The following is a 25,669-nucleotide window of genomic DNA, read 5'->3' as shown; positions in this document are numbered from 1 at the left end:
GAGAACGGAGCTGCAGCATGAGAGTCGCTGTTCTTGGCGCCGGCGCCATCGGCGCATACGTGGGGGCCGCCCTTCACCGGGCGGGTGTCGAGGTGCACCTCATCGCGAGGGGCCAGCACCTTGAGGCGATCCGGCGCGCCGGTGTGCGGGTGCTCACCCCCAGGGGCGACTTCGTCGCCCATCCCCATGCCACCGACGACCCCACCCAGGTCGGTCCGGTGGACCACGTCTTCCTGGGCCTCAAGGCGAACAGCTACGCCTCCGCGGGCCCCATGATCGAGCCGCTCCTGCACGAGACCACCGGCATCATCGCCGCGCAGAACGGCATCCCGTGGTGGTACTTCCACGGACTCCAGGGCCCCTACGAGGGCTACCGCATCGAGAGCGTCGATCCAGGCGGTGCGGTGACATCCGCGTTGCCCCTGGACCGCGCGATCGGATGCGTCGTTTACGCTGCCACTGAGATCGAGGAGCCGGGTGTCATCCGCCATCTCGAGGGCACTCGCTTCTCCATCGGAGAGCCCAAGGGCGAGGTGACCGAACGATGCACCGCCTTCAGCCAGGCCGCCGTCGAGGGCGGGCTGAAGTGCCCGGTGGAGCGCGACCTCCGCCGGGACGTCTGGATCAAACTCATGGGAAACATCGCCTTCAACCCGATCAGCGCGCTGGCCAGGGCGACGATGGCCGGGATCTGCCGGCACGACGGCGCCAGGGAGCTGGTCGTGGCCATGATGCGGGAGACGGTGGACGTGGCCATGCGGGTGGGCTGCGATCCGGGCATCTCCATCGAGCGCCGCTTACGCGGGGCGGAGAAGGCGGGCGAGCACAAGACGTCCACACTCCAGGACCTGGAGAAGGGCAAGCCGCTGGAGCTCGACGTGCTGCTGGCCGCGGTGGTCGAGCTGGCCGACCTCACCGGTGCGGAGGTGCCCACACTGCGGGCCATCCACGCGGTGAGCGATCTGCTGAACGAGAACGTGGTCCGTGCGGTTTAGCTCGGAATACCGTAGATTGTATACTGAATGGAGGGATCATGAGCTATGACCGCCTGACCCATCCACTGGTACGCGAAGACGGCGTGCTGCGCAAGGCGTCGTGGGAGGAGGCGCTGGAGCTTGCGGCAGAAGGCTTCCGCCGCAACATAGAACGACACGGTCCCGACAGCTTCGCGATGCTGTCGTGCGCCCGTTCGACCAACGAGATGAACTACATCGGGCAGAAGTTCACCCGCGTCGTGGTCGGCACGAACAACGTGGACTCCTGCAACCGCACCTGTCACGCCCCCAGCGTGGCCGGCCTGTCGGCGGTGTTCGGCAGCGGCGGTGGCACCTCCTCCTACCAGGAGGTCGAGGACACCGACGTGATAGTGATGTGGGGTTCGGCGGCGAGAAACGCCCATCCCATCTTCTTCCAGCACGTGCTCAAGGGCATCCGCAAGGGCGCCAAGATGTTCGCGGTGGACCCCCGCCGCACCGGCACCGCCCAGTGGGCCGACCTGTGGCTCGGCCTGAACGTGGGCACCGACATCCCCCTCGCCCACGCCGTCGCCCGCGAGATCATCCACGCGGGCCTGCACAACGAGGCGTTCATCGAGCGGGCCACGACCGGCTTCGAGGAGTTCAAGGAGTGCGTCGAGCCGTGGACGCTCACCGTCGCCGAGCAGGTGACGGGGGTGCCCGCGCACGCCATCCGCGAACTGGCCCACACCTACGCCCGCGCCGACCGCGCCCAGCTCTGCTGGACGCTCGGCATCACCGAGCACCACAACGCGACCGACAACGTACGGGCGCTGATCAACCTGTCCCTGCTGACCGGCCACGTCGGCCGCTACGGCTCGGGCCTGTCGCCGCTGCGCGGTCAGAACAACGTGCAGGGCGGCGGCGACATGGGCGCCATCCCCAACCGCCTGCCGGGCTTCCAGGACATCCTCGACCCGGGCATCCGCGAGCGGTTCGAAGGCGTCTGGGGCCGCTCGATCCAGCCCCGCTACGGCCTCAACCTCACCCAGATGCTGGACGCGATGGCCGAGGGCGAGGTGACCACCTGCTACATGATCGGTGAGAACCCCGTCCAGTCCGAGGCCGACTCGCTGGCCTGCATCAAGCGGCTGTCCATGCTCGATCACCTCGTCGTGCAGGACATCTTCCTCACCAAGACCGCGCAGATGGCCGACGTGGTGCTGCCGGCCAGCGCCGCCTGGTGCGAGGCGGACGGCACGTTCACCAACAGCGAGCGGCGCGTCCAGCGGGTGCGCAAGGCCCTGGAGCCACCGGGCGAGGCGCGCGACGACATCGAGATCATGTGCCAGATCGCCCAGAAGATGGGCCACGACTGGCACTACGACGGCGCGGAGGAGGTCTGGAACGAGCTGCGCGCCCTGTCCCCGCAGCACCACGGCATGACCTACCAGCGGCTGGCCGACCTGCAGGGCATCCAGTGGCCCTGCCCGTCGGAGGACGAGCTGGAGCCGCCCTTCCTGCACGGCAGGTTGTGGGACAACGACCCGGTCAAGCGGGGCACGCCGGCGCCGTTCGCGGTGCTGCGGCACTCGCCGCCGGTGGACCTGCTGGATGAGGAGTACCCGCTGCGGCTGACGACCGGGCGGCGGCTGGACTCCTACAACACCGGCGTGCAGTCCTCCGGGTTCGCCTCCCCGATGCGGCGCGGCGAGACGATCGAGCTGTGCCCCGAGGACGCCGAGAAGCTCGGCGTGGTCGCGGGCGAGGACGTGCGGATCAGCTCGCGGCGCGGCTCGGTGGTGGCGCCTGTCTTCATCGACCCCGGGCTGCGGCCAGGGCTGGTGTTCATGACCTTCCACTTCCCGGACGAGGTGGACACCAACGCCCTGACCATCGAGGCCACCTGCCCGATCGCGGGCACTGCCGAGTTCAAGGCGGCGGCCGTACGCGTCGAGAAGCTCGTGAAGGCTGGGTGACGGATGGATCTGAGATTCCGCGGCGCGGAGCCGTCGCAAGAAGAGCGCGCCGCCGTCGACGACCTCCTCGGGCCGCCGGCCACCGCATGGGAGGGCGGCTCGCGCACCGACAAGGACCTGCGGGTGGCCGCCCGCGCCGAAGCCGCCCGCGACCTGCTGCTGCCCGCGCTGCACGCGGTCAACGACCGGGTCGGGTGGATCAGTGAGGGGGCGCTGGAGTACATCTGCCGCCGCCTGACGGTCCCGCCCGCCGAGGCGTACGGGGTGGCGACGTTCTACTCGTTGTTCTCCATGGAGGAGCGGCCCAAGCGGGTGCTGCACGTCTGCACCGACCTGGCCTGCCAGGCCAAGGGCGGGCAGCGGGTACGCGACCAGGTCGAGGAGCGGCTCGGCCCGCCCGGCAAGTCCTGGCAGGAGAGCCCCTGCCTGGGCATGTGCGAGCGGGCCCCGGCCGCGCTCGCCCTGGAGGCGGGCCGGCCACACCGGGCGGAGGTGTACGCCCCCGCGAACCCCGACGAGATGGTCAGGACCGCCGCCGACGCCATCCCCACCGCGCCGAGCCCCAACGGCAGCACGCCACGCATCAACGTGGCGGGCGACGCGCCCGTGGCCGCGGCCGTGCCGCAGTCGGGGCAGCCGGACCTGCTGCTGCTCAAGCGGGTCGGCGTGGTCGATCCCGGCAGCCTGGACGACTACCGGGCGAGCGGCGGCTACACCGCGCTGCGGCGGGCCTTCGAGCTCGGCCCCGCCGGGGTGATCCGCGAGGTGCTGGAGTCCGGCCTGGTCGGCAGGGGCGGCGCGGCCTTCCCCACCGGCCGCAAGTGGGACGCCGCCGCCCGCCAGCCCGACCACCCGCACTACCTGGTGTGCAACGCCGACGAGAGCGAGCCGGGCACGTTCAAGGACCGGGTCGTGATGGAGGGCGACCCGTACGCGCTGGTGGAGGCGATGACGATCGCCGCCTACGCGACGGGCTGCGCGAAGGGCTACCTCTACATCAGGGGCGAGTACCCGAGCGCGGTCGCGCGGCTCCAGCACGCGATCGCGACCGCCCGCTCCCGTGGGCTGCTCGGCGACGACATCCTCGGCAAGGGGCTGTCGTTCGACATCGAGCTGCGCAGGGGCGCGGGCGCCTACATCTGCGGCGAGGAGACCGCGATCTTCAACTCCATCGAGGGGCAGCGGGGCGAGCCGCGCAGCAAACCCCCGTTCCCGGTGGAGAAGGGCCTGTTCGGCAAGCCGACCGTGGTCAACAACGTCGAGACGCTGGTCAACGTGCTGCCGATCCTGGAGCGGGGCGCGCAGGCGTACGCGGCGGCCGAGCCCAAGCTGTTCTGCGTCTCGGGCGCGGTCGAACGACCCGGCGTGTACGAGCTGACGTTCGGCGCGACGCTGCGCGACCTGCTGGACCTGACCGGCACCACCGGCACGACCAGGGCGGTGCTGCTCGGCGGCGCGGCCGGCGCGTTCGTCACCGAGCTGGACATCCCGCTCACCTTCGAGGGCACCAGGAACGCGGGCGCGACGCTCGGCTCCGGCGTGGTGCTCGTCATCGACGACACCGTGGACCTGAAGAGGCTGCTGCTGCGCATCGCGGAGTTCTTCCGTGACGAGTCCTGCGGCCAGTGCGTGCCCTGCCGGGTGGGCACCGTACGTCAGGAGGAGGCCCTGCACCGCCTCTCGCGCCGGGTCGATCACACCGACCTGGTACTTCTGCGCGAAGTCGGGCAGACCATGCGAGACGCCTCCATCTGCGGCCTCGGGCAGACCGCCTGGAACGCCGTCGAATCGGCCATCGATCGCCTGGGAGTGTACAAATGATCCCGCTCCAGCCGCCCCGCCGGCTCATCGACGTCGACATCGACGGCGAGGCCGTACGGGTGCCAGAGGGCTCGACGATCCTCGACGCCTGCCAGGCGGCGGGCAAGGACATCCCGACCCTCTGTTACGGCGACACGCTCACCCCGAAGAACGCCTGCCGGGTCTGCGTCGTGGAGGTGGAGGGCGCCAGGACGCTGGCGCCGGCCTGCTCCAGGAAGGCCGAGGCGAACATGAAGGTCGCCACGGACACCGAGCGCGCCAGGCAGAGCCGCAAGGTCGTGCTGGAACTGCTCGGCTCCTCGGTGGACATGTCCACCACGCCACGGGTGGCCGAGTGGAACGCCGAGTACGGCGCCGACCCCGCCAGGTTCGGCGACGAGGCCGCCACGGTCGAACAGCCCGCCAAGGTGGACAACGACCTGTACGTGCGCGACTACGCCAAGTGCATCCTGTGCTACAAGTGCGTGGACGCCTGCGGCGACCAGTGGCAGAACACCTTCGCCATCGGCGTCGCCGGCCGGGGCTTCGACTCGACGATCTCCACGGAGTTCGACGCCCCGCTCACGGACTCGGCCTGCGTCTACTGCGGCAACTGCGTGGAGGTGTGCCCGACGGGCGCGTTGTCGTTCAAGACCGAGTTCGACATGCGGGCCGAGGGCACCTGGGACGAGTCTCAGCAGACCGAGACCACGACGATCTGCAGTTACTGCGGGGTCGGCTGCAACCTGACCCTGCACGTGCAGGAGAACAAGATCGTCAAGGTGACCTCGCCGCACGACAACCCCGTCACGAAGGGCAACCTCTGCGTCAAGGGCCGCTTCGGGTACGGATATGTCTAGGGTCTCCGTAAAAAAGCGCATCCTGCGGGTGAACAACACCACCAGGGTGCGCAAGGTCGACTCGCTGGCCGCCGAGGAGCCGCTGGAGATCCGGCTCAACGGCACCCCGCTGACCGTGACCATGCGCACGCCGGGCGACGACTTCGACCTGGCGGCCGGGTTCCTGGTCAGTGAGGGGGCCGTGGCCTCGGCGGAGGAGATCTCCACGATCCGCTACTGCGCGGGCGCGACCGTGGAGGGCGAGAACACCTACAACGTCCTGGATGTACGGCTCGCGCCGGGCGTACCGGCTCCCGAGCCGCGCAACTTCTACACCACTTCCTCCTGCGGCGTCTGCGGCAAGGCGTCGCTGGAGGCGGTACGCACGGTGGCCCGCTGGAGCGCGGCCGACGACCCGGTCGAGCTGGCGCAGTCGACCGTCGCCGTCCTGCCCGACCGGCTGCGCGCGGCTCAGCGGGTCTTCGACAGGACCGGCGGCCTGCACGCGGCCGGCCTGTTCACGGCCGCCGGCGAGCCGTTGTGCGTACGCGAGGACGTCGGCCGCCACAACGCGGTGGACAAGCTGCTCGGCTGGGCGCTGCGCGAGGGGCGGCTGCCGCTGCGCGGCGTCGTGCTGATGGTGTCCGGCAGGGCGTCGTTCGAGTTGGTGCAGAAGGCGGTCATGGGTGGCGTGCCGGTGCTCGCCGCGGTCTCCGCGCCGTCCTCGCTCGCGGTCGATCTGGCCGCCGAGGAAGGGCTGACGCTGATCGGGTTCCTGCGCGGGAACTCGATGAACGTCTACACGGGAGAGCGGCGGCTGAGCGCCGGCGAAAGCGTCGCCTCGGGCGCCGGCAACGGCTCTGCCGGCGCACGATCACCGGGGTGACGAACGGGATGCCGCACGGCGCGCCCTGCCCCCGGCAAACCCGCCGTACGGCATCCCACTCCCCAGATTTTGACAACCATTTTCATTCCGACGCATACTGACTTGTATGATGTCAGGATTTTCCCGATCGACTGCCGTTGGTCTGCTTGCCACGGCCACCCTGCTCACCGCCACTGCCTGCGGCTCCGGCTCCGCCGAGACCGCCGCCCCCGCCGAAGGCGCCAAGCCCGAACTGGTCGCCGCCTTCTACCCCCTGCAGTGGCTGACCGAGCAGGTCGGGGGACCTGACGCGCAGGTGACCGGCCTGACCGCGCCCGGCGTCGAGCCGCACGACGTGGAGCTGGGCATCCAGCAGGTCACCCAGGTCAAGAACGCCGCGCTCGCCGTCTACATCAAGGGCATCCAGCCGGCCGTGGACGACGCCGTCGATCCCGCGAAGAGCTTCGACGCCGCCACCGCCGTCACCACGATCCCCGCCGGCGAGCACGCGCATGAGGAGGAAGGGGAGGAGGAGCACGGCCACGAGGAGGTCGCCTACGACCCGCACCTCTGGCTGGACCCCTCCCGCCTGGCCACCGTCGCCACCAAGCTCGGCGACCGCCTGGCCACGGCCGACCCCGCGCACGCCCAGGGCTACAAGGACCGCGCCGCCAGGACGGCCGCCACGCTCGGCACCCTGGACCAGGAGTTCACCAAGGGCCTGGGCACCTGCAAGACCAAGACGCTGGTCACCGCGCACGAGGCGTTCGGCTACCTCGCCGACCGCTACAAGCTCAAGCAGGTCGGCATCACGCTCGACCCGGAGACCGAGCCCTCGCCGGCCCGCATCTCCGAGGTCGCCAAGCTCGCCAAGGCGGAGGGCGTCACCACGATCTTCACCGAGGCCCTGGTCAGCCCGAAGGTGGCCGAGGTGCTCGCGAACCAGGTCGGCGCCAAGACGGCCGTGCTCGACCCGCTGGAGAGCAAGCCCTCCGGCGACTACCTGTCCGCCATGCGCGATAACCTCAAAACCCTACAAACAGCACTGGGGTGTACGGCATGAGCGAAACGGCCTTCGCGATGACCGACGGCCGGGTCTCCTTCGATGGCAAGCCCGTCCTTCGGGGCATCGATCTGACCGTCAGTCCCGGGGAGGTCGTCGCCCTCCTGGGCGCCAACGGCTCGGGCAAGTCCACGCTGGTCCGCGCGCTGCTCGGCCTCACGCCGCTGACCGGCGGCAAGACCCTGATGTACGGCTCCCCGCCGGGCAGGTTCCGCGACTGGTGGCGCATCGGCTACGTGCCGCAGCGGCTGCAGGTCGGCGGCGGCGTGCCCGCGACCGTCCGCGAGGTCGTCGCCTCGGGCCGGATCGCCAGGCAGAGCAGGCTGCGCAGGACCAGCGCCGCCGACAGGGCCGCCGTGGCGAGCGCGCTGGAGTCCGTCCGGCTGGCCGACCGGGCCAATGACCCCGTCCAGTCGTTGTCGGGAGGGCAGCAGCAGCGGGTGCTCATCGCCCGCGCGCTGGCCGGGGAGCCCGACACGTACGTGATGGACGAGCCCACCGCCGGTGTGGACGCCGAGACCCAGCAGCTCCTGGCCGACACGCTGGCCGGGCTGGTGCGGGCGGGCAGGACCGTGGTGCTCGTGGCGCACGAGCTGGGCCCGCTGGAGCCGGTCATCACGCGCGGCGTGGTGATCCGCGAGGGCCGGGTGGCCCACGACGGCCCGCCGCCGCGCCCCGAGGGCGACTGCGCCAGGCCGGGGCACGAGCATCAGCACCCGCACGCGGACGAGCCCGTGGTGGGCCCGCTCGCCGGGTGGCAGGGGGAACCAAGGTGATCTTTGAACTTCTGCAGGAGGAGCTCTTCCAGCTCGCGCTGATCGCGGCGCTGCTGGTGGGACTCTGCGCGCCCGCCGTGGGCACGTTCATCGTGCAGCGGCGGTTGTCACTGCTGGGCGACGGCATCGGGCACGTGGCGCTGACCGGCGTGGCGCTGGGCTTCCTGACCGGCACCGCGCCCGTGCTCACCGCCGTCCTCGTCTCCGTCGCGGGGGCCGTGGCCATCGAGCTGGTCAGGGCGCGCGGGCGCACCAGCGGCGACGTGGCGCTGGCGCTGATGTTCTACGGGGGCATCGCGGGCGGCGTCATGCTCATGGCGCTGGCGCCCGGCGGCAGCAACGCCAAGCTGAACTCCTACCTGTTCGGCGCCATCGCCAGCGTCACCGTCGAGGACATCTGGGTCATCGCCGCGCTGGCCGTGGCCGTGATCGCGGTCGTGGTGATCTTCGGCAGGGAGTTGTTCGTGCTCTGCCAGGACGAGGAGATGGCCAAGGCCAGCGGCCTGCCGGTGCGCTTCCTGAGCCTGCTCATCGCCGTCACCGCCGCGCTCACCGTGGTCATCGCCATGCGGGTGGTCGGCCTGCTGCTGGTCAGCGCGCTGATGGTGATCCCGGTGGCGACCAGCCAGCAGCTCACGCGCGGGTTCCGTACCACGATGGGGCTGGCCATGGTGTTCGGCGTGCTCGCCTCCGTGGGCGGGCTGCTGGCCTCCACCTACTCCTCCGAGGTGCCTCCCGGCGCCGCAATCGTGCTTCTTGCGCTCGTCGGCTTCGTCCTGGCCCTAGGTGTCGGTAAATTCGTACGTCGAGGCCGTACCCAGGAGTCGACATTGAGCGAGCGCCGAAAACTGCGCGTCGAGGAGGTCGCATGACGACGAGACGCGATGCCGTGCACGACACACTCCGCCAGAGCGAGAGTTTCCGTAGCGCGCAGGACGTCTATGCCGAGATGCGCCTGCACGGGGCGAAGATCGGGCTGACCACCGTATACCGGGCGCTGCAGGCGCTGGCCGACAAGGGCTCGGTCGACGTGCTGCGCACCGACGACGGGGAGTCCGTCTACCGGGCATGCGCGACCGACACCCATCACCACCATCTGGTGTGCCGCCGGTGCGGGCGCACCGTGGAGGTGGCCGGGCCGGCCGTCGAGCGCTGGGCCGAGACGGTGGGCAGCGAGCACGGCTTCACCGAGATCACGCACACGGTCGAGGTCTTCGGCACCTGCTCCACCTGCTCGGCACCGGCCAAGACGAGCTGACAACCGCCTCAGACGGCGGTCGTCCGCTCAGCCTCACCCTCGGGCTTGTCCGGGGCCTCTGAGGGCTTATCCGGGGCCCCCGGCACTCCTGAGGGCTTGTCCGGGGCCTTCGACGCCCCTGGGGGTCCCGGGGCCGCGGCCACCGGGAGTTCCGGCGGTCCTGGAGCAGCGACCACCGGTTGAGGAGAGCGGCGGGAGCCGTACAGGACTCCCGCCACGACCACCGCGCACCCGGCGAGTTGCAACATCGAGGGCCGCTCGCCGAGCGCGACCGTGGAGATCGCCACCGTCGTCATGGGCTGCACCAGCAGCAGCAACGCGGTGAGCGCGGCGGGCTGGCGCGGCAGCGAGTACGTGATCAGCGACCACCCCACCACCTGCGGCCCCAGCGCCAGCAGCAACAACCACCCGTGCGCCGGCCACTGCGGCACGAAGTCCGCCCCGCCGAACAGCGGGCTGAGCAGCGCGATGCTGATCGTGGTCACCACGGTCGCGTGCGCCAGCGGCCCCGCCGCCCGATCGGAGCCGCCCTTCAGCAGCAGCAGGAACGCGGCATAGGAGATGGACGTCGCGACCCCGGCGAGCACGCCCATCATCGGGTCGCTGCCGTACGCGGCGCTGTCGAACACCCCCGAGATCAGCACGACCCCGGCGAACACGACCGGCGTGCCGATCATCAACCGGTTGGACGGCCGCTCCTTGAACAGCGCCCAGGCGGCGAACGCCACGATGAACACCTGCAGGTTCCCCAGCACCGTCGCCAGCCCCGCGCCCACATAATCGATCGCGTGATGCCAGAACAGCAGGTCGAAGGCGAACACCACGCCCGCCAGCCAGGACGCCACGACCCCCTTGCGGGTCATCGGCCCCAGCCTGCGCCGTTCCATCCAGGCCAGGAACAGGATGGGCGGTACGGCGTACGCGCAACGGAACAACGCCGACGTGGCCGGCGATACACCTGATAAGCGCACCAGGGGGCCGGAGGTGGAAATGATCAGCGCACCGACGATCGCGATCAGCACGATACGGCGATGTGCACTCATGGAAACCCCCCGGGCCTCATACAGGAGATACGCTGCGACCACGCTAGAATCCCGCCCGGACAGGAGTCAACATGCCCTTTGGCCATGACATGGTGCATTCTCTGGCCACCGTTGTCGAACTGGTCAACACCTCGCCATCCACAGGCGGCGACGAGGGCCTGTCCACCCTGTCCGAGTTGCAGGCGTTCGTGGAGTCCCGCGAGGTCAGCAACATCGGCACGCTCACGCCCCGCGACCTCGGCCAGGTCCGCATGGTCAGGGAGGCCTTCCACCGCGTGTTCACCGCCCCCGACCAGCCGACGGCCGTACGCACCCTGAACGCCCTGCTGGCCGAGACCCGGATCACGCCCCGGCTGACCGAGCACGACGGCCACCCGCTGCACGTGCACTATCACGCGGCCGACTCGACCCTGGCCGAGCACGTGGCGGCCGACTGCGGGGTGGCGCTGGCGCACCTGCTGGTGGAGGGCGAGGTGGAGCGCCTGCGCACCTGCTCGGCCCCCGACTGCGACCGCGTGTTCGTGGACGAGTCGCGCAACCGCTCCCGCGTCTACTGCGACAGCCGCACCTGCGGCAACCGCATGCACGTCGCGGCCTACCGCGCCCGCCGCCGCGCCTGACCCGCGCCCGCCGCCGCGCGTGCCCGAACTGCCTGACCCGCGCCTGAGCTGTGCCCGCCGCCGCGCGTGACCGGCACGCCCGGGGTCGCGTCAGGCGGGCGTGATGTGCCAGGTGACGCCGTGCGTGGTGAGGTGGTCCAGGAAGGCGGCCGGGTCGAAGGCCTGCGCGGGCGTCAGCGCCCCTGCCGGAGCGCTGTCCTCGGCCAGGCGGCGCGCACCCTCGACGGCGATCTTCGCGGTCATCCCATAAGGGTCGAGTCCCGTCACCCACCCCCGCGTCCGCTCTCCTGACGTCCCCGTCGCCTCGGCCAGCATCAGCCAGCGTGAGGTCGTCCTGGCCGCCGCGTCCGGGGTCTCGGGGACGCTGTCCACGACCTCGGGCGTCAGCGCGGAGAACAGGGCCGCCACCTCGGCCCGGATCACGGCCCGCACCCGCCGCGCGCGTACGTGCCTGGGCACGGTGACCACCCCCGGCAGCGCGAAGACCCCGACCGGTGCCTGCCCGTCCTCTCCGGGGATGACGATCGAGTCCGGCTCCGCGTCCGGCGCCGGATGCCAGCGGCCATCCGTATAGGCCAGCGACCCCTGATCGAACACCGCCGCCATGGACCGGGCGGTCCCCCGCGACGCGGCCCCGGGCCCGCGCAGGTCCGCGACCAGCACCTCGGCCACCTCCCCTGCCACCCGCCCGGCCACCAGGGACGCGATCATGTCCCCCGGCCCGCCGTCGTCGGCCATCGCGGGCACGACGGTCACCCCGGCCCGTACGGCCTCCTCGTGGAACCCGTCGAGCACTTTCCTGATGTAGTGCTGCTCCCCCGTCGTGTCCAGGTAGTGCACCCCGGCCGCGATCGCCGCCCGGATGACGGGCTCCCCCAGCAGCGTGAACGGCCCAGCGCAGTTGATCACCACCGCGCAGTCCCCGAACGCGTCCGCCAGCGCCCCCGGCGAGTCGAGCCCCGCCACCCGGATCTCCGCTCCGGCGACCTCCGCCTCGACGGCCGCCGCACGCAGCCGCTCCTTGTCCCTGCCGACCAGCACCGGCGTGAACCCCCGCCGCCGCAACTCCGCCACCGTGAGCCGTCCGGTGAACCCGCCGGCCCCATACACCGCGATCCTCATCGCCTGACCTCCTTCTGGTTTCCGCAGCTCACGCTAGGGACACCAGGGCAGGGAGGCCATGTCAGGAGATCCGGCGGGCATATCCGATCGTCCAGCAGCGACTACCGTAGGGACATGGACGTACTCAGCGACGCCATCACCGCCATGCGCAACGGCCTGCCGCACGCCGCCCGCACGCGCATGCACGGCCCGTGGGGTGTGCGCTTCCCGCCGCAGGAGGGGGCGGGGTGCCATGTCATCCTGCAGGGCTCCTGCTGGCTGCTGCCCGCCGACGCCGAGCCCGTCCGGCTGGGGGTGGGCGATGTGGTGTTCCTGCCGCGCGAGCTCGGTCACGGCCTCGCGGACGCGGTCACGACCCCGCTGGTGGACGCCGCACCCGAGTACGACGACGGCTCCCCCGTCGGCCGCATCCGCAGTGACGGCCCCGGGCCGCTGACCGAGATGTTGTGCGGGGCCTACCGGCTCGACCAGGCCAGGCTCCACCCGCTGCTGGCCGAACTGCCCGCCGTCATGCACATCCCGGCCAGGGTCGGCCGCCACCCCTCGCTCAACGGCGCGATCGAACTGCTCGGCCGCGAACTCGACACCGCACCCGGCCCCGGCGCGGACGCCGCCACGTCGGCGCTGCTCGACGTCCTGCTGCTGTACATCCTGCGCGCCTGGTACGAGGAGCGGCCCACCGGCTGGGGCGCCGCCCTGCGTGACCCGGCGGTCTCGGCGGCGCTACGGGCCATCCACCAGCACCCGGCCCGCCCGTGGACGGTCCAGACGCTGGCGGCCCGCGCGGGGCTGTCGCGGGCGGCGTTCGCGCAGCGGTTCGCGGGCACGGTGGGCGCGCCGCCGCTGGCGTACCTGACGTGGTGGCGCATGACCCTGGCCGCCCGGCTGCTGCGCGAGACGGACCTGCCGCTGCGGTCGGTGGCCGAACGCAGCGGGTACGCCACGGAGTTCGCCTTCGCCAAGGCGTTCAAACGCGAGTTCGGCACCGCACCCGGCCGCTACCGAAGCGAACCCGCATAGAGCCCGCACCACGCCCGGCCGCTACCGAAGCGAACCCGCATAGAGCCCGCACCACGCCCGGCCGCTACCGAAGCGAACCCGCGTAGAACCCCGGAGCGAACCCGCTGGAGGAAACGGTCCTGGAACCGGTCCTAGACCTGGTTCGGGATCGCTCCGCCGTAGCGCCGGTCGCGCTTGGCGTACATCTCGCACGCCTCCCACAGGTCCCGCCGATCGAAGTCGGGCCACAGCCGGTCGAGGAAGACCATCTCGGCGTAGGCCGACTGCCACAACAGGTAGTTGGAGAACCGCTGCTCCCCCGACGAGCGCAGGAACAGGTCCACCGGCGGGATCTCCGGCTCGTCCAGGTAACGGGCGAACACCTTCTCGTTGACCTTGGACGGCTTGACCCGGCCGGCCGCGATGTCCTGCGCCAATTTGAGCGCCGCATCGACGATCTCGGCCTGCCCGCCGTAATTGACACAGAACTGCAATGTCAGCTTCCGGTTGTTCACCGTCATCTCCTCGGCCGTCTGCAGCTCGGAGATGACGCTCTTCCACAACCGCCCCGGCCGGCCCGCCCAGCGCACGCGTACGCCCATGGCGTTGAGCTCGTCGCGCCGGCGCCGGATCACGTCGCGGTTGAACCCCATCAGGAAACGCACCTCATCGGGCGAGCGCTTCCAGTTCTCCGTCGAGAACGCGAACGCGCTCAGATAGGGAACACCCAGCTCCAGCGCCCCCTCGATGACGTCGAACAACGAGGATTCACCCGCCTTGTGCCCCTCGGTACGGGGCAGCCCGCGAGCCTTGGCCCAGCGGCCGTTGCCATCCATGATGATGGCGACATGCTGGGGCACCAGCTCTTTCGGGATGGCCGGCGGAGTCGCTCCCGACGGGTGCGGGGTCGGCGGTCGTACGTTCACACGGGCTCCCTTTCAACGTGTCGAAGAGAGCGTATGCCGTGTTCGAGGTGCCATTGCAGATAAGCGGCCACCAGGCCGCTGCACTCGCTGCGGTGGCGGGACTCCGAGGCGTCCGCGGTGGCCCAGTCGCCGCGCAGCAGCGCCGTCATGAGCCCGATCGTCTCACCCGCGGGCACGGCAGCGCCCGCCGGGCGGCATCCTCCGCACACCACGCCACCTGCGACGATGGCGAACGCCCTGACCGCGGGCGTCTGGCACTTCGCGCACTCCTCAAGGGCGGGGGCGTAGCCGGCCACGGCCAGGGAGCGCAGGAAGTAGGCGTCCAGGACCAGCCTGGCCTCGTGCTGCCGTTCCGCGAGCGTGCGCAGGCCGCCCACCAGCAGCAGGAACTGCCGCAGCGCCGGCTCCTTCTCGCCGTGCGTCAGGCGGTCGGCGGTCTCCAGCATCGCGCTGCCGGCGGTGTAACGGGGGTAGTCGGCGGCCAGCGCCTCTCCGTAGGGTCTGATCGTCTCCGCCTGGGTGACCACGTCGAGGGTGCGGCCGGTGTGGAACTGCACGTCAACGTGTGTGAACGGCTCCATCCTCGCGCCGAAGCGCGAGGTCGTGCGGCGCACCCCGCGCGCCACCGCCCTGATCTTGCCGGTGCGCTTGGCCAGGATGGTGACGATGCGGTCGGCTTCCCCGAGTTTCTGGGTGCGCAGGACCACGCCTTCGTCACGGTAGAGACTCACTCGAACATCTTACGGCCGCCACCTATACCGGCAGACTGGACGTTACGGGCATGCTCTGGTGACGCGACTTTGCGTCACCATCACTAGACTTTGGCGTCAGTCCCCCGCATTACCCGTTGTTCAACCCCCCGCTACCGCCTCGAAAGGGAGTCATGACCCGCGTGGTCCTGCTGGGCGCCTCGCCCGGCCCCGACATCTCTCCGACCGGCCTGAGGCTGGCCGCGCTCTCCGGCAATCCGACCGTGTCCGAACGTCTGCGCAGCCAGCTCACCTCGATGGATCCGCGTCTCGCCGCGATCCCGTCGGACGACGTGGCCACCGCTCTGCGCGCCGTGGCCGACGTCGCCGAGTCAGCAACGGAGAGCCTGTTCATCATCCCGGAGAACTCGGTCGTCCACGACGAGCTGATCTACCAGATCATCAAGTCCAAGCGCGGTGCGCTGGCGCTCGTCGCGAAAGAGCCGCGTGTGGGGGTGACGGAGGACAACGGCCAGGAAGAGAACGGTCCCGAGGACAACACCGCCGACGACAACGGCGGCGAAGATCGTATTCCGATCGACGAGGCCGAGCCCGAGATCGGGCTCAACCGCCTCGAAGGGCTGCCCGTGCGCGCCCGTGTCGGCAAGTCGCGCCTGGTCTCGGTGGGCACCGCCTCGCACGCCGTCACCAGACCCAACGGCATCATCCTCGGCCCGCTGCACGTCAGCGCCCGTAACGCGCCCACCCTGGCGCAGACCTGCCGCGAACTGGCGGACATGGCCGACCGGTTCGGCCCGGACGACGACCTCGTCCAGCTCATCGCCTTCGGCCTGGTGCGCAACGGCGTGTCGGTCGGCATCAGGGGCCGCCGCGACCTGTTCTACCGCCGGGTCACCACCCAGGAGGAGATCAACGAGGCCGGCGCCGAGATGGCCGGCATGGACGAGGACCGCTCCCGCCTCAACAACGCGGTCAAGGGCGCCGACGGCTTCTTCACCACGTACTTCGTCTCCACCTACTCCCGCTACATCGCGCGCTGGGCCGCCCGGCGCGGGCTGACGCCCAACCAGGTGACGCTGATCTCGATCGCGCTCGGCATCGCCGCGGCCGCCTGCTTCGCCACCGGCGACCGCCCGTGGATGGTGCTGGGCGGGATCCTGATCTACTTCGCCTTCGTCTTCGACTGCGTGGACGGGCAGGTCGCCCGGTATGCCCGCAAGTTCGGCGTGCTGGGGGCATGGCTGGACGCCACGTTCGACCGGTTCAAGGAGTATGTGGTCTTCGCGGGCCTGGCCGTCGGCTGGGTGGTCTCCGGCAACGGCGAGGAGATCTGGATTCTGGCGCTGGCCGCGCTGGGCCTGCAGTCCGTACGCCATCTGCTCGACTTCTCCTTCGGCGCCGCGAACCGCCGCAAGCCCCCGTCTCCGCTGCCCACGATCGCGCTGGACGCCCCCGACGACCGCGAGCTGCGTCAGAAGCTCGTGCGCCGGAAAGAGGAGCGCAACCAGGGCGTTCGTGGCCTGCTGAAGATGTGGACGAAGGCCGGTAAGCACCGGGCGGTCCACTGGGCGCGTAAGATGATCGTCTTCCCCATCGGCGAGCGTTTCGCGGCCATCGCGATCACCGCCGCACTCTTCGACGCCCGGATCACCTTCATCACGTTGATGGTCTGGGGCTCCGTCGCCGCCGCCTACACCCTCACCGGACGCCTCATGAGGTCGCTCGTATGATCACCCACCCGCAGGCCATGGCCACCCCCACGCCGGACCCCGACGAGGAGCGCCGCCGCATCCAGACCGCCCGTCTCGTCGCCTACCGCGACGACGGCCCGCTCGCCAGCGCCCTGTCCGACAAGCTCGGCCCCGGTCTGCCGCCCGTGCCCGCCACGCTCGTGGCCCTGCTCGCCGTGGTCGCCATCACGGTCACGGGGCTGCTCCAGCCGGGCCCCATCCTCCTGCTGCCCGTGGCGATCGTGCTGCTGCTCGTGCTGCCCACGACGCCGCGCAACCACCTGGGCCGCTTCGACTGGCTCACCCCGCCGCTGCTGCGCGCCGCGGAGTTCTTCACCATCATCGCCCTGGGCCTGGCGGCGGACGCGCCGAAGTGGCTGCTGTTCGTGCTGGTGTACGTCGTCGGCTACCACACCTACGACACCGTCTACCGGACCCGGCAGAGCATCTGGCCGCCCGCCTGGGTGTTCTACGCCGGGCTCGGCTGGGAGCTGCGGCTGCTGATCATCGGCGTCGGCGCGGCGCTCGACCGGCTGACGCCGGTGCTCGCGGTGCTGACGGCGTACCTGTTCGTGCTGTTCGCGGTGGAGAGCGTGACGAGCTGGGTGCGCCTGGACAAGGCCTCCGCCCAGTCCACCGCCGACGCCGAACAGGACCTGGAGGCCTCCCCCGAGGACGCCCTCGAACAGGCCACCGGCGAGGCGGAGAAGGGCTAGTTTTTCTTCTTCGCCGTCTCCTCATGCGGCGCCGCACGCTCAGTGCGGCGCCGTCTGTGTTTTTTCCCATCTTGTACGGCCGGCCCCCGAACCCCCCAACCCGCACCGGCCACAGCACCTTCCAGGGTGACGCCTCTGACCCTTCAGTGGCGCGCCACCGTAACGGCGCCACCTGGGCCGACGAGGTGGTCGAGCCGATACCTTCCGCTATCGAGTGACATGACCTCCATCGCGGGAACTGACCACTTAGTCTGGTTTGACGAACACGTGGGCCGGCTGCCGGTCCGGCCGGAGCCAGGAGACGCGGATGGCGTTCTTGTCGCGGCTGTTCAATACGGGCGACCCGCCGACCGAGCGGGAACAAGCGCGCCGGCTGGGGATGCGGGACGCCCGGCGGCATCCCCTGGGCGAGTTCACGGATCCGGAGTTCCAGCCCGCGTACGTGACGGAGGTTCGGGCCCGGGTCCGCGAGGAGGTCACGCAGGTCGATCGGCGGCTGGCCGCCACGCGTACGGCGTTGCTGGAGCGAGCGCTCGGGGAGCGGGAGACGATCCTGCGCGAGCTGAGCAGGAGCGACACGCGTTCGCAGGTGAACGGGCACGCGGTGCGCGCGGTCACCCCACGACCCGCCACGGACCGCCCCCGGCCGCCTGAACCCGCCCCTCACGAGGATCGCTCCCCTTATGAGAGTGCTCGCGAGGATGTTCGCGAGGCTGACCCGTTCATCTCGATCGCGGAGTCCAGGGTGCGGCGGGCGGAGGCGCGGCGGCGGGCGGTGGTCGAGGAGTCGGACGCCGGCGTGCAGCGGGCCAGGGCCCGCATCGAGCACCTCACGCAGGAGTGGGAGAGCGCGCTGATCGAGCGGGACCACGAGGTGGAGGCCGTGCACGCCAGGGCCGAACGGCTCATCGCCGCCTACAAGAGCGGCGTGCTGCGCAGCCATCCGCGCAAGGAGGAGATCCCGCCGCTGTGGAAGGGCGAGGTGATCGCGATGAACGCCGGAGGCGAGACGGCCGAGGCGGCCTCGGGGCGCGAGGAGATCGGGCGGATCCTGCGCGAGGTCGAGCACCGCATCGAGCTCTGGCACGCCCAGGTCATGCCCGCCCAACTCCACCACGACCCCGCCCCCGGACGGCTCCCCCACGACCACGGCCCCGCCCAACTCGCGCAGTCGAACCCCGACGCCACCTCCTCTGAGGCCGGCGAGCCCTCGGAAAGGGACGGCTCGCCGCGAAGTGGCGACTCACGTGAGGGCCGCCCCTGATGACGCGCCGCAGACAACCAGCCCGCCCGGCCGAGTCAGGAACCCCCATGGCGCGCCGCGGACGACCAGCACACGCGGCCGCGTTAGGCGTCCTGCTGGTCGTGGCCACGGCCGGGGTGGCGGCGTGTGGCACCGAGGCCAGGGCCGTGTGTGGTGTGATCGTGGACTCCACCAGCTACGCCGACCCCGCCACCTCCAGAACCGACGTCACCTCCAAGCTCCCCGCCTTCGCCCGGGAATGCGACTGGATCGGCTTCGCGGCGGTGACGGGCAGCTCGGAGAGCAGCACCTGCCGTCAGGACCCCGTGCCCATCGCCGCCACCCGGGCCGAGAACCCCAACGACAACCCGGTCGTGGAGGAGCGCGTCAGGGAGCACCGCGGCACGGAGGTCCTGCCGAGGGCGGTCAAGCTGTTCGACTGCCCGCCCGAGGGTGAGGGCTCGGACGTCCTGGGCGCCCTGCGTTACCTGGTCAAGCAGCTCAGCGCGCAGCGTCAGCCGGACAAGGCGCACCAGATCATCGTGTTCAGCGACCTGATCAACAACCGGGGCGAGCTGGACATCAACCGGCTGGACCTGGCCGAGAGCGCCCAGCAGCAGAAGATCAAGGAGCTGCGCGACGCACGGCTCCTGCCGGACCTGACCGGGTACGCGGTGATCGTCCATGGCTTCCTGCGGGAGAAGACGTCGAACCCGGATCGCTTCCCCTTGCTGGAGAGCTTCTGGCGGGAGGCGTTCGAGGCGTCCGGCGCATCCCCGGTTGACCTGCTCTGACCGGAGAGGCCGGGCATGCGGATTCCCTGTCGAGAGCGCTCTCCAGAACCGCTCGCACCCCACTACTCCGCCGCCTGTTTGGTTTATTGACAGCAAGTTAAGGGTGTGCTCAGATCTTGCAGAGAGCGCTCTCTCTCGGCGCTCAGGCACCCCCCAGGAGTGAGTATGACAACAGCGAAACGGCACCGGAGCCGCCTGGCGGCCGTGGCCGCGGCGTTAGTGACACTCAGCGGCCTGCTCGTCCACACGGCGGTCAGCGCCTTGGCGTCCGTGCCGCCCACCCCGTCGGGCTGGTCCCTCGTCTGGTCCGACGACTTCAACGGCTCCGCCAACACCCTTCCCTCGTCGAACAACTGGATCATCGACACCGGGCACTCCTACCCGGGAGGCCCGGCCAACTGGGGCACCGGTGAGGTCCAGAACTACACCTCCAGCACCTCCAACCTCAGCCTCGACGGCTCGGGCAACCTGCGCATCACGCCGCTGCGCAGCTCCTCCGGCGAGTGGACCTCGGCCCGCATCGAGACCCGGCGCAGCGACTTCAAGCCCGCCGCCGGCCGCGTCCTGCGCATCGAGGGCCGCATCCAGATGCCGAACGTGACCGGCAACGCCGCTCTGGGCTACTGGCCGGCGTTCTGGGCGCTCGGTGCGCCGTACCGGGGCAACTACTGGAACTGGCCGGGCATCGGCGAGTACGACATCATGGAGAACGTCAACGGCATCAACTCCGTGTGGGGCGTGCTGCACTGCGGCGTCAGCCCCGGCGGGCCGTGCAACGAGACCACCGGGCTCGGCGCCAGCCGCGCCTGCCCCGGCTCGACCTGCCAGTCGGCCTACCACACCTACCGCTTCGAGTGGGACCGCAGCGTCAGCCCCAACCAGTTGCGCTGGTACGTGGACGGCCAGCAGTTCCACAGCGTGAACCAGGGCCAGTTCGACGCCACGACCTGGAACAACATGACCGGCCACGCGGGCTACTTCCTGCTGCTCAACGTGGCGATGGGCGGGGCGTTCCCCAACGCGCTGGGCGGTCAGACCCCCACCGCGGCGACCGTGCCCGGGCGGCCGATGATGGTCGACTACGTGGCGGTCTGGCAGAGCAACGGCGGCGGCACCGACCCGACCGACCCGCCCGACCCCGGTGGCGTGGACGCCCGCTCGACCATCCAGGCCGAGCGCTACCAGGCGCAGTCGGGGACCATAACCGAGACCACCACGGACTCGGGCGGCGGGCAGAACATCGGGGCGATCGCCAATGGCGACTGGCTGCGCTTCGACGGCGTCAACTTCGGTTCCACGGCGGCCAGGCAGTTCAGGGCGCGGGTGGCCTCCGGGGCTGCGGCCGGGGTGGGCGGCCTGGTGCAGGTACGCCTGGGCAGCCCGACCGCCGCGCCCATCGGTGACTTCTCGATCTCCAACACGGGTGGATGGCAGAGCTGGCGTACGGTGCCGGCGAACATCTCGGGGGTGACGGGCACCCACACGGTGTACCTGACCTTCTCCTCCGGCCAGCCCGCCGACTTCGTCAACGTCAACTGGTTCACCTTCGCCACTTCCTGATCGAGCCCCCAAGCCCCCGGCCTCTCGGATGACAAGAGCATCCGGGAGGCCGGGTCAATCCGTACCCGGCCCAAAGTCAGGAGGGGTGGTCCGGGCCGTCGCGGGCCGTCGTGCGGCGGCGCAGCACGATGCGTTCGGCCCAGCTCGCCGCCTCCGGATCCCGCAGTCCCTCCACCACTCCCCCGAGGTAGGCCGTGGCGAGGCTGTCGAAACCGCTCTCCAGCTGCCGCAGCCGGCTGGCCCGCCGCCGCTCCACCCCTTGCAGGTACTGCGCGATGCTCTCCGCGTACCCCGCGTCCCGCTGGTAGTCGGCCTGGGCGGCGGCGCACGCCCTGGCCTCGGCGTCGCGCTTGGCCCGCAGCTCCCACAACCGCCGGTCGTTGGGGTTGTGCATGCGCCGCCCCAGGTCGGCGGCGATGAGGGCGGTGGCCACCAGGAGCGCCAGGAGCAGGATCATGGTGGGCAACTGCCCGACCCCGCCGGACGTGGGCCCGATCTCCTGCCCGTCCACCACCAGCGGCCTGACCAGGGCGTCACGGCGCAGTACGGCCACGGCGACGATGAGGCCGAGCCACACGGCCGCCACGCCGATCAGCAGCAGGCGCCCCTTGGCCGAGGAGCCGTGCTCCTGCCAGGACCGGAACGCCCGCCCGTACATGTGCGGCGCCACCAGCATGATCAGCGCGGCTCCCGCGGCCAGCAGCGCGGTCATCGCCACGCTGTCGCCCCAGCTCAGGATGACCTGATAGAGGATCGGCACCTCGACGATGAGCAGCAGGAGCAGCAGCAGCGCGGCGGGCAGCCAGCGGCGGACGACGGGCCACTGCCCGCCCGAGACGGCGATCGAGCTGGGGCGGCCGTCGCCGGGGCGGCGGCTGGGCTGCTCCAGCTCCGCGACCCGCTGCCTGCTGTCCTCCAGGGCCTTCCTGACCTCGCCGAACGTGCGCTGCGACTCCGCCAGGCGGATCTTCTGCCCCTCGAACTCGGCCCGCGCGAGCTGGCCCTCCTGCTCCGCGCGCTCGTCGAGCTTGGCCAGCTCCTCCAGCCGCTCGTCCTCCAGTTCGTGGAAACGGGGCACGCTGCCGGTCTGCAGGGTGAGCGTGTCGATCTGGCCGTCGGCGGCGTGCGCGCGGCCGAGCTCGCGCTCCTCGCGGCGGCGGCGCGCCCAGTCGGGCAGGCGGTAGAGGTCCCCGTCGTAGGCCATGACGGGCGCGATGCGGGTGATCTGGTCGCCGGCATCGGGTTCCGTTCGCCGTCCCGAGCGGCGGTTGCGGCGGAATGAGCGCATCGGGCCTCCCCGGCGGGGGTTCTGCCTTCGATGCTAATTCCCGGAATGAAAGCCGGAGAAATCCGGGAACAATGGTAGGAGTGAGCGAACTTCCGGTGATTGATGTGTCACCTCTTCTCACGGCGGGCGCGGACCGGCGGGCCGTGGCGCGGGAGATCGGCGCGGCGTGCCGGGAGACCGGCTTCTTCTACGTGACGGGGCACGGCGTGCCGCCGGAGCTCATCGAGCGGCTCGACGCGGCCGGCCGGCGTTTCTTCGCGCTGCCGGAAGAGGCGAAGAACGAGATCGCCATGGAGCGGGGCGGCCGGGCGTGGCGGGGCTTCTTCCCCGTCGGCGGCGAGCTGACCTCCGGCCGTCCCGACCTGAAGGAGGGCGTCTACTTCGGCGCCGAGGAACCACCGGGCCCGCTGCCGCTGCGCGGGCCGAACCTGTTCCCGGCCCAGGTGCCCGAGCTGCGGGAGGCGGTGCTCGCCTACCTCGGCGCGATGACGGCACTCGGGCAGGCCATCATGGGCGGGATCGCGCTGAGCCTGGGCCTGAGCGAGGACTACTTCCGTACGGGCTACACGGCCCGCCCCACCATCCTTTTCCGGATATTTCATTATCCGCCGGGTCCGGCCGACGTCCCTGACGCGTGGGGCGTCGGCGAGCACACCGACTACGGGCTGCTCACCCTGCTGCTGCAGGACTCCAACGGCGGGCTGCAGGTACGCACGAAGTCGGGATGGATCGAGGCGCCCCCGATCGACGGCACGTTCGTGTGCAACATCGGCGACATGCTCGACAAGCTCACCGGCGGCGAATACCGCTCCACCCCGCACCGCGTACGCAACCGCAGCGGCAACGAGCGCCTCAGCTTCCCCTTCTTCTTCGACCCCGGCCGGGACAGCGAGGTCCCGCCCCTCCCCTACGCCCCCGGCCACCGCTGGGACGGCCAGGTGGACTTCACCGGCACCTACGGCGAGTACCTGCTCTCCAAGGTCGCCAAGGTCTTCCCGCATCTGTTCACCCGGCAGCGGCTCTAAGCGGACTCCCTGACGACCAGCCTGGCCGGGACCACAACCGAGGTCGTGTGGCGGCCTTCGAGGCGGGAGAGCAGCAGCCGGGCCAGCGCCAGGGCCTGGTCGGCGACCGGGACGCGGACGGTGGTCAGGCCGGGCGTGGTGGCCGAGGCCGCGTCCACGTCGTCGAAGCCCACGACCGCCAGGTCCTCCGGCACCCGCCTGCCCGCCTCCCGAGCCGCCCACAGCGCCCCGATGGCGAGTTGGTCGGTGGCGGCGAAGACGGCGTCCAGCGCGGGCTCGTCGCCGAGCAGCCGCAGGGTGGCCGAGACGCCCGCCGCGCGGGTCAGGCCGTCGGCCAGCGCCAGGCGCGGCCCGAGTCCGGCACGCTGGAGCGCGGCGCGGTGGCCGGCGAGCCGGTCCTGCACGGCGACCAGGTCCATGGGCCCGCACACCATGCCGATGGTGGTCCGGCCCCGGGCGAGCAGATGCTCGGTGGCGGCCGCTGCTCCGCCGGCGTTGTCCACGTCCACGTACGGCACCAGCGACGCGATCGCCGGCTTGCCCAGCAACACGACCGGCACCCCGGTGCGCGAGAGCCGCTCGGCCAGCGTGTCGGCCCGGTCGGGCGGCAGCAGCACGACCCCGTCCACCAGCCCGGCCTCGACGTGCGCGACGATGCGCCGGTGGCTCTCGGCCGTGTCGGCGAGCATGAGCGTGATCTGCTTGCCCGCGCCCTCCAGCAGGCTCGTGACGTACTGGACCACGGCGGCCGTGAGCGCGTCGCCGCCCTGCCTGGGCACCGACAGGACCAGGGCGACCGCGTTGGTGCGGCGGGTGACCAGGCTGCGGGCGGCCAGGTTGGGCACGTAGCCGAGTTCGTTGACGGCCCGCATCACCGACTCGCGCACCTGCGCGCTCACCGACGACTCGCCGTTGACCACGCGCGAGACCGTGGCCCTGGACACGCCCGCGCGGGCGGCCACCGTCTCCAGGGTCGGGCGGGCGGGGCGGGTCTCGGCCAGGCCGCCCCGCCGGATGACGTCGCGGTACCACAGCGCGCTGTCCTTCGGCCGCCGCCGCTGGGTGGCGAAGTCCACGTGCACGAGGCCGAATTTACGCCGGTAGCCCTCGGACCATTCGAGATTGTCCAGCAGCGTCCAGACGAAATAGCCGCGTACCCGCGCGCCCTCCTCGATGGCCGCGCGCAGGGCCCGCAGATGTTCCTCGATGAAGCTGATGCGGTCCACGTCGTGAATGCCGTCGCCGGTCACGACGTCCACGAAATCGGCGCCGTTCTCGGTGACCATCAGGTCGAGGTCCGGGTATTCGCGGGAAATGCGGCGCAGCAGCAGGGAAAGGCCACCGGGGACGATGGGCCAGCCCATCGCGGTGACCGCCGTGGGAATCGTGCAGAACAGGATTCCGGTGCTGCCGGGATATGCCGGGTCGGCGGGCTCGCTCGGCTGCGCCTGCACGACCAACGGGGTGTAGTAATTGACGCCGAGCACGTCGAGCGGCTGGGCGATCAGCTCCAGGTCGCCGTCCCTGATGTGCTCGACCCCGCCGTTGCGCTCGGCGACGGCCAGCGACTCGGCCGGGTACGCGCCGCGCAACATCGGCTCCAGGAACTGCCGGTTGGCCAGCGCGTCGATCCTGGCCACGGCCTCCGCGTCCTCCTCCGACAGTTCCCTGCCGAAGTCGCTCACCTGGGCGGGCGTCATGACGGGCGAGAGGTTGAGCACCGCGCCCACCTTCGCCGCGCCGGCCGCGCGCAGGGCCTGCGCGCCGAGGCCGTGGGCCAGCAACATGTGGTGGGCGGCGCGGAAGGCGTCGGCCGCCGACTTGCGCCCGGGGGCGTGGACGCCGGAGCCGTACCCCAGGAACGCCGCCACCCACGGCTCGTTCAGCGTGAACCACGTGTCCACCCGGTCGCCGAGCCGCTCGTGCACGGCGGCGGCGTAGTCGGCGAAACGCAGCGCCGTCTCGCGCTCCGGCCAGCCGCCGCGGTCCTCCAGGGCCTGCGGCAGATCCCAGTGGTAAAGGGTGGCGTACGGCGTGATGCCGGCCGCCACCAATTCGTCGAGCAGCCGGTCGTAGAAGTCGAGGCCGGCCGCGTTCGGCTTGCCGTGCCCTTCCGGGAGAACGCGCGCCCAGCTCACCGAGAACCGGTAGGCGGCCATTCCCAGGTCCTTCATCAGCCGCACGTCTTCTGGATATCGGTGGTAGTGGTCGCACGCCTCGGCCCGGTCCGCGGAGAAGGTGTCCCAAATGGACGGCCGGCGGCCGTCGGCGGAAGTGGCCCCTTCGACCTGGAAAGCCGAGGTGGAAACCCCCCAGACGAAATCGCGGGGGAAAGTCGAGGTGCTCATCGCGGCGGC

23 protein-coding genes are annotated in these 25,669 nt (G+C 70.9%); 17 read left to right on the top strand and 6 right to left on the bottom strand.

The features are described from left to right. Nucleotides 1–17 precede the first annotated feature (17 nt). The 9 genes from AB0I81_RS59285 to AB0I81_RS59245 all read left to right on the top strand — a co-directional run bounded on the left by AB0I81_RS59285 (nt 18) and on the right by AB0I81_RS59245 (nt 9,536). Nucleotides 18–995, top strand: coding sequence for a 2-dehydropantoate 2-reductase (locus tag AB0I81_RS59285; protein ID WP_360678373.1), 978 nt, complete (start codon nt 18–20; stop codon nt 993–995). Nucleotides 996–1,033: 38 nt separating this feature from the next. Then, nucleotides 1,034–2,935 (top strand): molybdopterin-dependent oxidoreductase, encoded by a 1,902-nt coding sequence (locus AB0I81_RS59280; protein ID WP_360678371.1) that lies wholly within the window; start codon nt 1,034–1,036, stop codon nt 2,933–2,935. A 3-nt stretch (nt 2,936–2,938) separates the two neighbouring features. After that, a complete protein-coding gene (locus AB0I81_RS59275; RefSeq protein WP_360678369.1) occupies nt 2,939–4,756 on the top strand; it encodes an NAD(P)H-dependent oxidoreductase subunit E in 1,818 nt (605 codons plus the stop codon). Further along, nucleotides 4,753–5,595: a 2Fe-2S iron-sulfur cluster-binding protein gene (locus AB0I81_RS59270; RefSeq protein WP_360678367.1), complete on the top strand. Its 843-nt coding sequence runs from the start codon at nt 4,753–4,755 to the stop codon at nt 5,593–5,595. The genes AB0I81_RS59275 and AB0I81_RS59270 overlap by 4 nt, the downstream gene beginning before the upstream one ends. Continuing rightward, entirely contained in the window at nt 5,588–6,460 is an 873-nt protein-coding gene (fdhD, locus tag AB0I81_RS59265) for a formate dehydrogenase accessory sulfurtransferase FdhD (RefSeq protein WP_360678365.1), read from the top strand. Before AB0I81_RS59270 ends, fdhD begins: the two co-directional genes overlap by 8 nt. Nucleotides 6,461–6,566: 106 nt before the next feature. After that, nucleotides 6,567–7,502, top strand: a complete 936-nt coding sequence (locus tag AB0I81_RS59260; RefSeq protein ID WP_360678363.1) for a metal ABC transporter substrate-binding protein — start codon at nt 6,567–6,569, stop codon at nt 7,500–7,502. Then, nucleotides 7,499–8,278 (top strand): metal ABC transporter ATP-binding protein, encoded by a 780-nt coding sequence (locus AB0I81_RS59255; RefSeq protein WP_360678361.1) that lies wholly within the window; start codon nt 7,499–7,501, stop codon nt 8,276–8,278. Before AB0I81_RS59260 ends, AB0I81_RS59255 begins: the two co-directional genes overlap by 4 nt. Continuing rightward, the gene (locus tag AB0I81_RS59250; RefSeq protein ID WP_360678434.1) at nt 8,278–9,150 is read left to right on the top strand and encodes a metal ABC transporter permease; all 873 of its coding nucleotides are present in this window, start codon (nt 8,278–8,280) and stop codon (nt 9,148–9,150) included. Before AB0I81_RS59255 ends, AB0I81_RS59250 begins: the two co-directional genes overlap by 1 nt. Next, entirely contained in the window at nt 9,147–9,536 is a 390-nt protein-coding gene (locus AB0I81_RS59245; protein ID WP_360678359.1) for a transcriptional repressor, read from the top strand. The genes AB0I81_RS59250 and AB0I81_RS59245 overlap by 4 nt, the downstream gene beginning before the upstream one ends. A gap of 8 nt (nt 9,537–9,544) precedes the next feature. On the opposite strand, the gene AB0I81_RS59240 is transcribed toward AB0I81_RS59245, so the two are convergent. Further along, a complete protein-coding gene (locus AB0I81_RS59240) occupies nt 9,545–10,579 on the bottom strand; it encodes a DMT family transporter (protein ID WP_360678357.1) in 1,035 nt (344 codons plus the stop codon). Between the two features lie 71 nt (nt 10,580–10,650). Between AB0I81_RS59240 and AB0I81_RS59235 the strand changes: the two genes are divergently transcribed. Next, nucleotides 10,651–11,199, top strand: a complete 549-nt coding sequence (locus AB0I81_RS59235) for a CGNR zinc finger domain-containing protein (RefSeq protein ID WP_360678355.1) — start codon at nt 10,651–10,653, stop codon at nt 11,197–11,199. Between the two features lie 90 nt (nt 11,200–11,289). Here AB0I81_RS59235 and AB0I81_RS59230 read toward each other — a convergent pair whose 3' ends face one another. Further along, nucleotides 11,290–12,321 carry a saccharopine dehydrogenase NADP-binding domain-containing protein gene (locus AB0I81_RS59230; protein WP_360678353.1) on the bottom strand — a complete coding sequence of 344 codons (1,032 nt, stop codon included), beginning with the start codon at nt 12,319–12,321 and terminating at the stop codon, nt 11,290–11,292. A gap of 114 nt (nt 12,322–12,435) precedes the next feature. On the opposite strand from AB0I81_RS59230, the gene AB0I81_RS59225 reads away from it, so the two are divergent. Continuing rightward, complete coding sequence (locus tag AB0I81_RS59225) at nt 12,436–13,341, top strand: AraC family transcriptional regulator (protein ID WP_360678351.1); 906 nt, start codon at nt 12,436–12,438, stop codon at nt 13,339–13,341. Nucleotides 13,342–13,472: 131 nt separating this feature from the next. On the opposite strand, the gene AB0I81_RS59220 is transcribed toward AB0I81_RS59225, so the two are convergent. Both AB0I81_RS59220 and recO read right to left on the bottom strand, forming a co-directional pair. Beyond that, on the bottom strand, nt 13,473–14,246 hold the full coding sequence (locus AB0I81_RS59220; protein ID WP_360678349.1) for an isoprenyl transferase: 774 nt from the start codon (nt 14,244–14,246) through the stop codon (nt 13,473–13,475). Further along, the gene (recO, locus tag AB0I81_RS59215) at nt 14,243–14,977 is read right to left on the bottom strand and encodes a DNA repair protein RecO (RefSeq protein WP_360678347.1); all 735 of its coding nucleotides are present in this window, start codon (nt 14,975–14,977) and stop codon (nt 14,243–14,245) included. Before recO ends, AB0I81_RS59220 begins: the two co-directional genes overlap by 4 nt. Before the next feature lie 152 nt (nt 14,978–15,129). On the opposite strand from recO, the gene AB0I81_RS59210 reads away from it, so the two are divergent. The 5 genes from AB0I81_RS59210 (at nt 15,130) to AB0I81_RS59190 (ending at nt 20,999) form a co-directional block, all read left to right on the top strand. After that, complete coding sequence (locus AB0I81_RS59210) at nt 15,130–16,686, top strand: CDP-alcohol phosphatidyltransferase family protein (protein WP_360678345.1); 1,557 nt, start codon at nt 15,130–15,132, stop codon at nt 16,684–16,686. Next, on the top strand, nt 16,683–17,402 hold the full coding sequence (locus tag AB0I81_RS59205) for a DUF5941 domain-containing protein (protein ID WP_360678344.1): 720 nt from the start codon (nt 16,683–16,685) through the stop codon (nt 17,400–17,402). Before AB0I81_RS59210 ends, AB0I81_RS59205 begins: the two co-directional genes overlap by 4 nt. Before the next feature lie 307 nt (nt 17,403–17,709). Further along, nucleotides 17,710–18,666 (top strand): hypothetical protein, encoded by a 957-nt coding sequence (locus tag AB0I81_RS59200; RefSeq protein WP_360678342.1) that lies wholly within the window; start codon nt 17,710–17,712, stop codon nt 18,664–18,666. Nucleotides 18,667–18,713: 47 nt separating this feature from the next. Next, nucleotides 18,714–19,439 carry a hypothetical protein gene (locus tag AB0I81_RS59195; RefSeq protein WP_360678340.1) on the top strand — a complete coding sequence of 242 codons (726 nt, stop codon included), beginning with the start codon at nt 18,714–18,716 and terminating at the stop codon, nt 19,437–19,439. A gap of 165 nt (nt 19,440–19,604) precedes the next feature. Continuing rightward, a complete protein-coding gene (locus AB0I81_RS59190) occupies nt 19,605–20,999 on the top strand; it encodes a glycoside hydrolase family 16 protein (protein WP_360678338.1) in 1,395 nt (464 codons plus the stop codon). Between the two features lie 76 nt (nt 21,000–21,075). Here the strand turns inward: AB0I81_RS59190 and AB0I81_RS59185 are convergent, their stop codons facing one another. Next, the gene (locus AB0I81_RS59185; protein WP_360678336.1) at nt 21,076–22,287 is read right to left on the bottom strand and encodes a hypothetical protein; all 1,212 of its coding nucleotides are present in this window, start codon (nt 22,285–22,287) and stop codon (nt 21,076–21,078) included. Here AB0I81_RS59185 and AB0I81_RS59180 point away from each other — a divergent pair. After that, entirely contained in the window at nt 22,278–23,312 is a 1,035-nt protein-coding gene (locus AB0I81_RS59180) for a 2-oxoglutarate and iron-dependent oxygenase domain-containing protein (protein WP_360678334.1), read from the top strand. The two genes, AB0I81_RS59185 and AB0I81_RS59180, sit on opposite strands and share 10 nt — an antisense overlap. On the opposite strand, the gene AB0I81_RS59175 is transcribed toward AB0I81_RS59180, so the two are convergent. Then, entirely contained in the window at nt 23,309–25,660 is a 2,352-nt protein-coding gene (locus tag AB0I81_RS59175) for a GH1 family beta-glucosidase (protein WP_360678332.1), read from the bottom strand. The two genes, AB0I81_RS59180 and AB0I81_RS59175, sit on opposite strands and share 4 nt — an antisense overlap. Nucleotides 25,661–25,669: the final 9 nt, after the last annotated feature.

Source organism: Nonomuraea sp. NPDC050404, assembly GCF_040655495.1.
Classification (GTDB): domain Bacteria; phylum Actinomycetota; class Actinomycetes; order Streptosporangiales; family Streptosporangiaceae; genus Nonomuraea.
The sequence above is the reverse complement of the archived record's forward strand: the minus strand, read 5'-3'. Positions and strand labels throughout refer to the sequence as shown.